The sequence below is a fragment of the Bradyrhizobium sp. CB1717 genome, from assembly GCF_029714325.1.
GTDB lineage: Bacteria > Pseudomonadota > Alphaproteobacteria > Rhizobiales > Xanthobacteraceae > Bradyrhizobium.
Map to the genome: position 1 here is coordinate 6362696 of NZ_CP121666.1, position 12271 is coordinate 6374966.

Annotated in this window: 12 protein-coding genes; 2 read left to right on the forward strand and 10 right to left on the reverse strand. The window is 59.6% G+C overall.

Going from position 1 to position 12271, the window contains the following annotated elements; translation table 11 throughout:
* Nucleotides 1-4: 4 nt before the first annotated feature.
* The 9 genes from QA649_RS29910 to QA649_RS29950 all read right to left on the reverse strand — a co-directional run bounded on the left by QA649_RS29910 (nt 5) and on the right by QA649_RS29950 (nt 8857).
* Entirely contained in the window at nt 5-907 is a 903-nt protein-coding gene (locus QA649_RS29910) for a type II secretion system F family protein (RefSeq protein WP_283020337.1), read from the reverse strand.
* Entirely contained in the window at nt 904-1836 is a 933-nt protein-coding gene (locus QA649_RS29915; RefSeq protein WP_283020338.1) for a type II secretion system F family protein, read from the reverse strand. Before QA649_RS29915 ends, QA649_RS29910 begins: the two co-directional genes overlap by 4 nt.
* A complete protein-coding gene (locus QA649_RS29920) occupies nt 1833-3053 on the reverse strand; it encodes a CpaF family protein (protein WP_283020339.1) in 1221 nt (406 codons plus the stop codon). The genes QA649_RS29915 and QA649_RS29920 overlap by 4 nt, the downstream gene beginning before the upstream one ends.
* Nucleotides 3054-3331: 278 nt before the next feature.
* Nucleotides 3332-4531, reverse strand: a complete 1200-nt coding sequence (locus QA649_RS29925) for an AAA family ATPase (protein WP_283020340.1) — start codon at nt 4529-4531, stop codon at nt 3332-3334.
* Nucleotides 4528-5472, reverse strand: coding sequence for a Flp pilus assembly protein CpaB (gene cpaB, locus QA649_RS29930; protein WP_283020341.1), 945 nt, complete (start codon nt 5470-5472; stop codon nt 4528-4530). The genes QA649_RS29925 and cpaB overlap by 4 nt, the downstream gene beginning before the upstream one ends.
* 1 nt (nt 5473) lies before the next feature.
* Nucleotides 5474-5980, reverse strand: a complete 507-nt coding sequence (locus QA649_RS29935; RefSeq protein WP_283020342.1) for an A24 family peptidase — start codon at nt 5978-5980, stop codon at nt 5474-5476.
* Between the two features lie 204 nt (nt 5981-6184).
* Nucleotides 6185-6397, reverse strand: a complete 213-nt coding sequence (locus QA649_RS29940) for a hypothetical protein (protein ID WP_283020343.1) — start codon at nt 6395-6397, stop codon at nt 6185-6187.
* 233 nt (nt 6398-6630) lie between these two features.
* Nucleotides 6631-6843, reverse strand: coding sequence for a hypothetical protein (locus QA649_RS29945; RefSeq protein WP_283020344.1), 213 nt, complete (start codon nt 6841-6843; stop codon nt 6631-6633).
* A gap of 520 nt (nt 6844-7363) precedes the next feature.
* On the reverse strand, nt 7364-8857 hold the full coding sequence (locus tag QA649_RS29950) for a hypothetical protein (protein ID WP_283020345.1): 1494 nt from the start codon (nt 8855-8857) through the stop codon (nt 7364-7366).
* 143 nt (nt 8858-9000) lie between these two features.
* Here QA649_RS29950 and QA649_RS29955 point away from each other — a divergent pair, with 143 nt between their 5' ends.
* Nucleotides 9001-10128, forward strand: a complete 1128-nt coding sequence (locus QA649_RS29955; RefSeq protein ID WP_283020346.1) for an acyltransferase — start codon at nt 9001-9003, stop codon at nt 10126-10128.
* 54 nt (nt 10129-10182) lie between these two features.
* A complete protein-coding gene (locus tag QA649_RS29960; RefSeq protein WP_283020347.1) occupies nt 10183-11415 on the forward strand; it encodes a glycosyltransferase family 87 protein in 1233 nt (410 codons plus the stop codon).
* A 424-nt stretch (nt 11416-11839) separates the two neighbouring features.
* Here QA649_RS29960 and QA649_RS29965 read toward each other — a convergent pair whose 3' ends face one another.
* On the reverse strand, nt 11840-12121 hold the full coding sequence (locus tag QA649_RS29965) for a hypothetical protein (RefSeq protein WP_283020348.1): 282 nt from the start codon (nt 12119-12121) through the stop codon (nt 11840-11842).
* Between the last annotated feature and the right edge of the window lie 150 nt (nt 12122-12271).

Sequence of the window (12271 nt, forward strand, 5' to 3'; positions counted from 1 at the left end):
GTGACTAGAGTCCCTTGAAGGAACGAATGAGATGCAAGAATGAACTGCCGCCGAGGATGACGAACATCGCCGGCAGCAGGAACAACACCATCGGCACCGTGAGCTTGGCACCCAGCTTGTGAGCCCGCTCCTCGAGGCCGGTGATCCGCTCCCGCCGCAGATCGGCCGCGATGGTGCGCAGCGCCTGGCCCAATGGCGTTCCGTACTGCAGGCTCTGGCTGACCATGATGCCGAAGCGGCGAAGCCCTTCCGAGGTGGATGCCAGTTTCTCGAACGCCTCGGCGCGGCTCGGCAGGATCCGCAAGTCGTCGAGCAAACCGCGCAGAACGCGCGAGATGGCCGGATTGGTCTGGCTCATCTCCTCGGCGACCCGCTGCAGGGCACTCTCCAGGCCCATGCCTGCTTCAGCGCACACGACCAGCAGGTCGATCGTATCGGGCGTGCCCGACCGGATCGCGGCAGCGAACCGACGCTTCATCACCAGCAGTATCAGCCGCGGACCCATGATCCCGACGGCCACGCCAAAGAGGCCGATCATCAACGCGCTGGCCAGCGTCCCTCCCGACAGCTGTGCAAACAGGAAGAAGACGATCGGGAACAGGAACATGCTGACGATCTTGACGCCGATCCAGATCGGCAAGACGCGGTAATGGTTGAATCCGGCCGATTGCAGAATGGTCCGCAGCTCGTCGAGATTCTCCTCGGCATAGAACTTTCGATATCGCGTACCGATCGACGAGAACCAACCGATCATGCCCTGGGACCGCGTCGACCGATCGGAAATGCCGAGCACCGCATTCGAGACGCGCGCGTCCAGCGTGCGAATGTGGACTTCGCGGATCACCAACAGGAACGTCACCGCGATGGCGATGACCATGAGGGCTGCCACACTCGCGCCGGCAGTCATAGCGACGTCTCCCTCTGGATCATCCAACGTATGACCAGATGCCCGAGAATGACCGAGCCCACCGCGTAGGCCAGCAGCATGTTGCCGGTCGGATCAAGAAACAGAAGATTGATCGATTGCGGATTGATCATGTACAGCACGCCGCCAATGATCACGGGCGACAATGAAAGCGCGCGCGAGGAGAAGATGACCTCTCCTGCAAGCGCCTTGGCACGAGCCGCCAGCGCGACGCGCTGACTCACGGTTTCCGCCAGGATCTGCAAGGTCTCGGCCAGGCTGCCGCCGGATTTCAACTGGACGGCAAGCGTCACCGAAAACATCGCGTACTCCGCAACTTGCGTACGCCGGTAGACGGCCTCCACGGCTTCCTCCGGAGCCACGCCCAGGCCAATCTGGCTGCAAACGATGGCGAACTGCCCGGCCGTCGGCTCCGGCATCTCGCGAGCGATGGTACGGAATGCTTCGTTGACCGGCAGACCGGCACGGACCGTGCTCGTGACCAGCTGGATCGTATCCGGCAGTTGCCGGAAGAGGCGATTGGCGAAGCGCCGTTGCTGCCATCCAAACAATCCGCGCACCACCAACACCGCGACGATCGCAGCCGCAATAGAGACGTCGGAAAGGGAAAACCCGAACGGCTGATTGGCATAGAACACAGCCAGCGCGGCGAGCGCAGCCGCAAGCAGCACATAAATCGGGTGCACGGCATAGACGATGTCGGGATTGTAGTTCGCCAGACGGTACAGCAGCATCGAGCGGGCGCCGGTTTCAGCCCGGCGGATCGAGGTCAAGCCGGCGGTCGGCGCGGTCTGCAGCGCGATCGAGAGCTGGCGGTTCATGCGCCGTTCCCGCCCGTCGAGCCATAGCGTGACTGCCGTCGCGCACAGCAGCAGGCCCAGAACGATCGCAATCACGTAGTGCGGAATCATAGCTGCCCCATTGCATCGGACCAGGCTTGCTGAAGCCCGTAATAGGCAAGACGGCTCTTGAACTTTGGAAGCGCGCGGGTCGACTTGTAGGTTCCCGATATACGGCCGTGAGCGTCCTCTTCCTGGTACTCGAAAGCCGCAATGTCGTTCGTGGTAATGACGTCGCCTTCGAGGCCGATCACCTCGCTGACCTGGATGATCCGACGCTGGCCATCCCGCATGCGTTCGACCTGGACGATGATGTCGAGCGCGGCAACGATCTGCGACCTGATCGCCCGCGACGGCAGATTGACCTGCCCCATCTGCACCATGTTCTCGATACGAGTCAGAGCGTCCCGGGTGCTGTTGGCATGCACCGTGGAGATCGATCCGTCATGGCCGGTGTTCATTGCCTGCAGCATGTCGAATGCTTCGGCGCTGCGGACTTCGCCGACGACGATGCGGTCCGGACGCATGCGCAAGGCGTTCCAGAGCAGATCGCGTTGCGTCACCTGCCCGGTGCCTTCCAGGCTGGGAGGCCGGGTCTCCAGGCTGATCACGTGCGGCTGTTGAAGTTGCAATTCCGCCGCGTCCTCGATCGTGACGATGCGTTCGCTGTGATCGATGAACTGGCTCATGGCGTTCAGCAGCGTGGTCTTGCCGGAGCCGGTACCTCCGGACACGAGAACGTTGAGCCGCGCCCGCGAGGCGATCTCCAGCAATTTTCCGATTGCCGGCGTCATCGAGCCGTTCTCGATCAGGCCAGCCATGTCCAGACGACGGCTCGGAAATTTTCGGATCGAGATGCAGGGGCTGTGGATCGAGAGCGGCGGCAGAATGATGTTGACGCGGCTGCCATCGGGCAGGCGGCAATCGACCATGGGACTTGATTCGTCGACACGCCGCCCCACCTGCGCGGCAATCTTCTGGGCGACCGAGGCGATGTGATCGTTGTCACGGAATCGCACGGCCACCCGCTCCAGCTTGCCGCTCCGCTCGACATAGACGTTGCTGGGGCCGTTGATCATGATGTCGTTGATCGTTTCATCGATCAGAAGCGGACGGAGCGGCCCGTATCCGGTCATGTCGTCCGCGATATCGTCCGCCAGCTGGATCTGCTCGCGACCGGACAGTTCCATCCGCTCGTCGTTGGCGATCCCGTGGATGATTTCCTCGATCTGGCGTCGCAGCACGTCGCGCGAAACGGTCGCCGCAGCCGACGGATCGATCTGCTCCATGACCCGGTCTCGCAGCGAATTGAGCATCACGGGATGATGGAGGGGCGGTTCGTTGCCACGCTTCGGCGCGAAGCCCGGCACCGGTGCGGGCGACCCCAGACTCAGGGATGGAGGTCGAGCGGCCGGTGCCGGCAAGTCCGGAGGCGAAGCCTGGTCTGCCGTCAAGCCCGGCGAATCCGCGGTCGGCAAAAGCGTGCCTTCCGCCGCCTCGCGCAAGCTCGATGTCAGCGCGGACAAATGAACTATGGGCGACTCGTCTGGGCGTCTCCCGAACGTTTTCATAGCCCGAGCAACCTCCTGAGCCGTCCCTTGCGCTCGCCGGCGACCCCCGTGATCTCCCGCACGATTGGCTTGAGGTGGCGCCGCAGTGCCGAGACGTGCTTGAGCGCGGGAATGCCGAGGTTGACCGCCTGGGTCATCCCCTTCCCGAGATCAGGAATCACCATGTCCGGCTCGGCGCCCAGCGCCTTGACGATCGTCGCCTTGGGAAGCCCCCCGGCACGATTGGCGCGGTTGAGCAGAGTGAAGACCCGGTCCTTGCCGGCGATGTTGGTGACGGCGGTGCGAAGCGCGTGCGCATTGCGCAGTCCCGTCACCTCCGCTTCCAGCAGCACCAGGACGTGACGAGCAAGACTGATCACCGGATAGATCGAGGGAGGAAACGGGACCGGCACATCGACGACGATGTAGTTGAACCGTTGACGCAGCAAGCCCAGGACATGTCTCACGCCGGCTTCGGTGATGTTGAGCTGCGCATCCAGTTCCTCGTCCGCGGAGATCAGGCTGACCCGATCGTTGATTTCAATTGCCGAGCGTTCGAGGAACAGCGTGTCCGCACGCATCGGGTTTTCCAGCGCGATGCGCAGTCCGGGTCCGGGCCGAACGCCCAGCATCACGGCAGTTTCGCCGTTTTGCAGATGGAGATCGAGCAGCGCGACCTTGGCCTTCGTCGTCTCCGCCAGTTGCAGCGCGAGATTGATGGCAATACTTGTCGCGCCGGCTCCGCCCTGCGCGCCACAGATCGAGATCACGTGCCCGCCGCGATCCGGCTGGGCCGGCGCCTCGCCGCCAAGCAGCTTCGGGCGTAGCAGATCCAGCACCATATCCCGCGTGAGCGGCCGCGGCAGGTACTCGGTCACCCCGATGTCCATGAGCTCGCGGTAGAAGCCGATCTCCCTGCTCTCTCCGACCAATGCGACCCGGACATCAGGCGGACAGACGCTGGCCAGCCTTTCCAATTCGGCAAAGGGATCATCGTAGCCACTGATGTCTGCGACCAGTGCGAACAGGTCCGTGTCGGTCTCGAGCATCCGCACGGCGTTGCGAATGGTACCGCGTCTCAGCGACAGGTGGGCGCCATCGAGCCCCTTGCGCAGAGCCGCGGCGCTATCCTCGTCGTTGACGAAGCAGACGATGCGGTCGCGAGTGACAACAGATGGAGCTTCAAGCGGATTCACGACTGCCATGTTCATCATCATCGCTTCTCCGCCGAATTGCCAGAGCCTGCCGATACGGCGGCCTGACGCGCAACTTCCGGCACTCCGTCGCAGTTGACGCTTGCGACGCCCGTGACCTGCTTCCTGACCGTGAACTGCTTGGCTTCACCGCCAGAATAGAGCACCACTGCAGTGGTCTGGCCGGCAAGGGCGTTCTGGCGGGCGAGTTCCGGCGACACATCGCAGCTCGACATGACGCCAGCATCGGCACTATCGCGCTTGTCGACGGCGGCCCTGACCGAAAGCGAGAGCTTTCCGAGTTGCTTGGCAACCGTGATTCTCTGCACCTGCTCGGGCGTGAGCTCCAGCGACACCGTCTGGGCGGGCTTGCCCATAGAGGTGGCGATGCCTCGCCCGCCCTGCGCGATTTCCTGGTCGATCGCGATGATCCGGACGTTGCGGAGAACGGTTTCCGTCAGCGCGCGACGTGAGGGGTCCGCCTTCTCGAACAGCTGGGTCAGCAGGACGTCCACTTGATCGCCCGGCCTGATCAGACCCGACACGCCGGACTCTTCGTCAACCCTGATGCTGATGGCGCGGCTGTCGGGCGCCAGCACACTCGCGAGGAAACCCCGATCCTGAGGGCGCACAATGTCCTGCAGAGTGATCGGATTGCCGGCCTCGACGAACTTGCGCACGAGCGAACCGGCAAGCGACGCCTTGGCGTCGGGCGTTTCCAGGATCGCATCCGCCGGAATCTGATGAGCCTGCACCGAGCGCACTGCGAAATCCTCGTCACGGGCCAGGGTACCCCGCGGCAACGGCCGCGCCGCGACATAGTATCCCACGACTTTTGCGACCGGCTCCACAACTTCGGTCGTCGCCGTTGCCTTGGGCGTGCTCAGGTTGAGGGCGATGAGGCCCAGCGCAGTGATCGCGAGAACCAACACCGCAATAATCGAAAGCCGCAAAGCCGATGACATATCAAAAACCCCTGTTCAAAATCGCTCCGATACCGCCGCAGGCTATGGCGACTCCATAAGGAAGCGGCGCACGCCGCAAATGACGCCAGCGCTCGACTGCATAGACGCGGCGCGGCACCGATGATCCGACCGGCGCTACTCCGGGATGAGGCAAGCTCCGCATCATCACGTGCACCACGGCAAGAACGCCGCCCGCCAAAGCCGTGATCGTCAGCAGCTGAATGACGCCCATCCACGGCAGACCAAGCGCCAGCGCGACCAGCAACTTGACATCGCCACCGCCGATCAATCCGTGCTGGTAGACAATAAACAGCACCATAAACAGAACCGTCGCAATGAAGAGCGACCCGGCGATGCCGGCAGGATCGGTCAAATGAGCGGCCATCCCAAGGACCGCCAGGGTTAGACAAATCTCATTGCTGATGAGGCGTGTCGCAACGTCCATGGTGGCGACATAGAGAAGCAGCAGGATCTGCAGAATCGAGGCTATGGAGACAATCCAACTCATCAGGCACAAACCCCAAGCACGTCTGATAAAGCGGCCTTAAAGAGCCCCAATTAGACGGGCCACGGCGGCCGTATAAAACAATACAAATCGCAGTGGCCTATGGCGGCCCGTTAATGCAACCGCGATGGACGAACGCTAACTGGAAAAATATGTGGTCAGCGTCCGATCCACCATCGCGTGGAACTCACTTAAGCAAGCGCCATGCTACCCGGCGGCAGCGATGACCTTCGCAGAGATGCTAGAAATCGCGCTGCTCAGGGCAGCTGAGATCGGACCGCTTCCGCCGGCGCCGAACGCAAGACCGACCGCGGCGACGATACAAGCGGCAACGATGACGTACTCAAACGACACCACGCCGCTCTCGTTCTCGCGAAGACGCTTCAGAGCTTCACTGACTTCGACAAAATGCCTCAACACGTGACACCTCTTCAGTTGAGTTCAGCGCCCTGGCCGACCCGGTTCGGAACGAACGACGTCAGCCCGCACCGTCCATACATCGCCCTATCGGAATGTCTGCCGACGAGGTCTCTAGCGGTAGACTGGTTGGTGGCACAATCGGTTCAACTGAGATGGCCACGAAGCAGTCGCACTGGAGGCAAAGAAGACAGGGCCACGATCCACCGACCCCGTCTTCTCGTCCAATCGATCGCTCAGCCGACCGCAGAAATGACCTTGGCGGAGATGCTCGAGATCGCACTGCTCAGGGCGCTCGAGATCGGACCGCTTCCGCCGGCACCGAACGCAAGGCCAACCGCAGCGACGATGCAAGCGGCGACAATCACGTATTCAAACGACACCACGCCGCCGTTGTCGGAGCGCAGGCGCTTCACAGCTTCCGTGGTCTTGATGTAAAGCTTCAACATGGGAAATTCCTTTTACAAAGATGAATACTGAAGCGTACGTCGGCCGATCAGAGCCTGAGCCAACGATTTAAATTTTATATACCGACGTAAATGTTTGTCACGTGGTAATCCTTCATTAACCTTACTCCAGAAGGGCTAGTCCTGTAGTCTTACGGTGATTGGAGCTATAAAAGAGGCTGATTTTGCCGCTTTTCGTCGCACCTAACCTGTCAGCGAGGCCTCACCTCGCAAGCCTCGACGTTGCGCTTGCCCCGTAAAAGAACCGTCAGCGGCATTGCCGGATCATATTTACTCGCTTAATTTTCATATATTCCGAATTCCACCGCGTCGGATCCACCTGCAAGGATCGGATTTTCCGATTCAATGCGCTGACCATGACTGGCGTACGGGTGCATGAACCTGGGAAAAAAGTCCGCAACGGCAATATAATACCGTTAATGGCGACGATGAACGCGCCATTGCCGGGCGGCGATCGACGATCCTTGCTCGGCCAACATTCACCTCGGGCTGCAGATGCCCGCTATTTCGGAGTAGCTACGCTTTCTGCACGCGTACGCCGAACGTGGACGACAGCCACGTTGTCCGAATAAACGCGCTCCCATTCAGGCAATCGGTCGAGCAGGCCGACAGCCGGGGTCGTAGGGAAAAGCAGTGTTGAATCGATTTTGTACTCATCGAGCAACTTGATGAAATCCGGCAGATCCTCGAGCGAGGTTACGCGCATATAGCGGCTGATAAACTCCGGACCATATAGTTCGGCGCGCGAATCGATGAACGTCGGCATGCGCTGGAAGATCAAATATCCGCCGAAGTAGTAATCATTCAGGACGCGATCTGCCTTTAGCTCCTTGAGCTTCTCCACGGCAGCACCCGGAACAAGCGGAAGCGATCGATCCTTCGCCACAACGATCACACCGGTCGCGATCGATAAGGCCACAAAAAACGTGATGACATGCGTCGTCCTCGCCGGAATCGCTTTCCGGTGTTCCTGCCGCAAGACATGCTGTGCCAATGGGCCGGCAATCAGGAATGGCGCAACCATCGCGAAAACGTCGACATACCGCTGGTGAGCGAGAGTTTCGTAGACGAGCGCGAGCAGCGCAGCCATCCTGAGAAAAGGCAGCTTAAACCCGCTGTAGAGCGCGTAGGCAGCACCACCGAGCAGGCAAATTGTAAACGGGTGCAGAGAGCCGAAATCTATCGGCCTCCACTCGCCAATTGTTGCGAGGATCGGCCCGAGCCTCAAGATCCGTGTTGTAACCAGGATGGACTCGACCCCATACGGGGTCACACAGCCGGCCCCGAGCGCCAACACCCCAAATCGGAACCAATGCAGCGCGACCGTCATGCGGGACGACTTGTCCGCGTTCCAAACCGCCTCAAGGGCAAACGGAGCGATCAGGGCCACGCCCAACGTGAAGCTGCCATGGAGATTCGCCCATAGCGTGATGATCAGAACATAGGACAATGGAGGCGCCCGTCGCGTCTCGGTCGCCCGAAGCAAACCGTCGACCCACAGCACCATCAGTGGAAAAATCAATACATGCGGCCGGGCCAGGACGTGGTGCACCGTCATGACTATGCCGGCACTCACCAGGATCATGACCGGTACGTTCGACAGTCTTTTGAGGAGACAACGGGCAAGCAGGAAGAACGCTGTAGAGGCCGCGAACGCAGCTAGAAGCGCAGGGCCCAGCCACCCCGCCAATTTGAATGCAAGAAAATAGAGGACTTCTGACAACCACGCGCTGGTGATCCAGGGCGCGCCGTGCTTCGTAAAAGAAAAGGGATCAACGTGAGGTACGGCACGATGATCAACAATCCATTCGCCGACCACAACGTGCCAATAGGTGTCGGCATCCCGTAGTACCTCGCCGATCTTGCCGACGAGAATCAAATAGGCCGTGGTGGCGAGGATCAACGGCAGCCAGGCCCGAAGATGATCACTGCTCGGAATGCTCTCTGTCTGTCCGCTATTCGCATCCATCTGTTGCGAACCAATGCTTAACGACATGATTAGCGTCCTTGAAAGCCAATCATTGTCATCTTAGGCTGCTGGAAGCAACGTTAAGTATTTAAACTGATTAATCGCCCCGCCATCGTCATCGATATCGGCAGATGGATCGCGTGGCCTGACGATACCGCAGGAAGGGCTGAATGGAGTCCGGGGAGACTTGGAGGAGCGGCCCGCGGCCGGAGCTGAGGGCGCTGACAGGACTTCGCGGGGTCGCGGCTGCGGTGGTGGCTCTAGCACACTTCCGCCCGCCACTCCCCTATAGTGCCGAACTGTTCCTCATGTGGGAAAACGCTGCGGTCGACCTGTTCTTCTGCCTCAGCGGCTTCACGCTGTCGTACGTATACCGCCGGGAGAACTTTCAGTTTTCCAGCTATCTCCTGGCTCGGATCGCTCGTATCTATCCTTTGTACTTCATCACGCTGATCCTCATCGGCGGAGCATACATCTGGCCGACGATAGTCAATCCAACGACGTATCCCACCGCAATGGCCACCAACGATTTCTTGCGACAGGTGCTTCTTCTGAACTCGTGGCCCGCAATAGGTTCTGGAGTACACTGGAACTTCCCGGCCTGGTCGATCTCCGTCGAGTGGTTTTGTTATCTCCTGCTGTTTCCCCTGCTGCTGCTTAAAAAACCGCCGCGATCGGAAAACTTCAAACTCATCTGCTTCATTGGATTGTCAGCTATCTCCTACGCGCTTTTCATGATTTGCTTCGACAGGCGCATAATGAATGCGGAGATCTACGCGGCAAAAAGCCAATGGAGCTATTTGGTCAACGTGATCCGTGGAATTGTGGGATTCACAGCCGGATGGATTGCCTTTTCCAGCTTTGAGGAGAAGGACGATCTCTACCGGCTCTGCACAAGATTTTCCACCGGGCTCTGGCTGGGTTTCCTTACCGTTCTCGTCTTGTGGTACTTGGTCGGTGTTCCCTCCCAGATGCTGGTATTCCTCTTTCCCTTCGTGGTGCTGGCCGCGACGGACTCCACCTCGACCATGTCGCGCGTACTCGGATCAGGAGCGCTGCACTTTCTAGGCGTGATTTCCTATTCGATCTATCTGACGCACTTTGTCGTTATCATCTTTATCGGATTTATCATTGCATTGAGCGCGCCCGATACCCTGTCAATCTGGATCTACGCCCTGCTGGTCGGGACAACGTTTGTCATCTCAACCGGCACCTATTTCGCCATCGAGAGGCCGGCGCGTAACGCCATACGAGGCTTTCGCCGCCGATTCGAAAAACAACTGCAAGTACCCCGATGAGATCATGATGTAGCAAACGCCTTGCCAAATACATCTTGCGCATGGATTTTCACCATGACCCTTCCCCGCTCCACGCTCGGATCCCTCTCGGCTCAAACAAAGATCCCGGCGTTAACCCGAAAAGCGCTTTTTGCTGTGCTTTTTGTGCTGTCCGCGGCGAACCTGACGGCTTGCCTGATCGCCTACCTGCTGAGGGTCTGGATTTACGATCGCAACGGATTCGGCATTCCGACGGATTTCATCAGCTTTTGGGCGGCCGGGCGCCTTACGCTCGATGGCTTGCCGGCACAAGCGTTTGACTGGGACATCCTCAGGCCAATCCAGGTCGCGGCGCTGGGACAGGATTTCGCCGGTAGTTTCCCCTGGCACTACCCGCCACCATTCCTCTTCGTCGCCGCACTGATGGCGCTGCTGCCCTTTGGTGCAGCGTATTTCGGATGGGTTGTTGTCAGTTTAGTGCCGTATGTTGCCGTCGTGCGGGCAATCGTCGGTCAGAACCTCGGCGTACTGCTCGCACTCGCCGTACCGATCGTTTTTTTCAATGCGCTGGTCGGACAGACCGGATTTTTGACCGCTGCGCTGATTGGCGGCACGCTCTATCTCATTCCGGTGCGCCCGGGCCTCGCAGGCATTTGCCTGGGTCTATTGACTTACAAACCACAATTTGGGCTGCTGTTTCCCGTTGTGTTGATGGCGGCGGGACATTGGCGCGTATTCGTCAGCGCCACCGTGACGACCATCGCAATGGTGCTCATCTCGGCACTCGCCTTTGGCACTGCGAGTTGGCTGGCATTTTTCTACTGGCTGTCGCACTCCTCGAATGTAATCTTGATCGATGGCAGGTTCAGTTGGTGGAAATTGATGAGTCTCTACTCTCTGGTGCGTCATCTTGGCGGCACCGAACAGCTGGCCTGGGCCCTCCAGCTTATCCTCGTGCTGAGCACGACGCTGGTTCTCGTGCTGATGTGGCGCAGCCGCGTACCTTATGGTTTGAAGGCTGCCGCCCTATCTGCAGGCACGCTGTTGGTCACGCCTTATATCGCCATCTATGACATGCTGATCCTCACGATTTCCATCGCGTTCCTATTTCGCATAGGACTGAGGAGCGGCTTCCGAAGCTACGAGCTTCCTGCACTGGCCGGCACTCTCGTCCTCGTTCTCACTTTCCTTACGGACACGCCAACGGGACTGGGAGCGACCTTCATCGTCTCGTTATTGATTCTTGCGCGTGCCGGTTCGTGGTGGCGGCGCGAGCCGGTGCCGAAATCGATTGCGGCAGGCGTTTAGGGGCCCGTTGGCTCGCCGGCCTGTAAGACAAATTGCGTGAGAAGAACGATCCTGATCCGCACCGGTCAACCCGCCCGCAACAAAACCCAAGTAAGCTTGCCCTGGAACAGGCTGAAAGCCGGTGATGGGTCAAGAGCGCGCAGTCGAACCGCTCGCGTCGCACCTCAGTGCGTCAGCTCGAGCTTCCGCATTTCGTTCATGCGTGCCAAGCAGTATTCGCGATACAGGTCGTTGAGAATTGCCCACATGATAAGTCCCCATCGCTCGAAACCCCGGGATAGACTGGTCCAGCAACGTTTCAACTCGATGTCGGCAATCAGGAAAACGAGTTTCCGGACGGTTTCATAGCCCATTAATTGGGTCAGGATTTATGCCATTTTAATGCGTGCGGGGCTCGGAAAGCTTCCGTCCCTTTAAGGTTTATTTATCCCGGATCGGCCGCCTCTGTTGCGGCCCTGCTCGAGAGAAAACGGAAGCTTGGTTTTGGCAATGTACGGCCGTCCTGATCGGACACAGCCTTGGCATGCTCGCGTGTGTGCTTGGCCTCGGCGATCAGAAGGCAGCGCCTCAGCTCCTCGCTGCAACGCTTTGCCTGGGCGCGCATCTGGCACTTGTCATCGGCGGAGCTGGAGGATTTGGCGAGGCTGCTCCACGTCGCTGCGAGCGACTTCTTGAGCAGCTCAATCTTGCGCTCCAGCTCGTCCAAACGCTGCTCCGTCGATCCTGTCCGGATACATGCTTAGAACGGAGCTAAGCCGATTCTCCTGCGCCGTGAAACCCCGTGGCGGCACTGTCCCCTCGCGCGCCGCCTATGAGGCGCCGAGCCTGGGCCAGACTGCATGAACGCTGCCTCGCC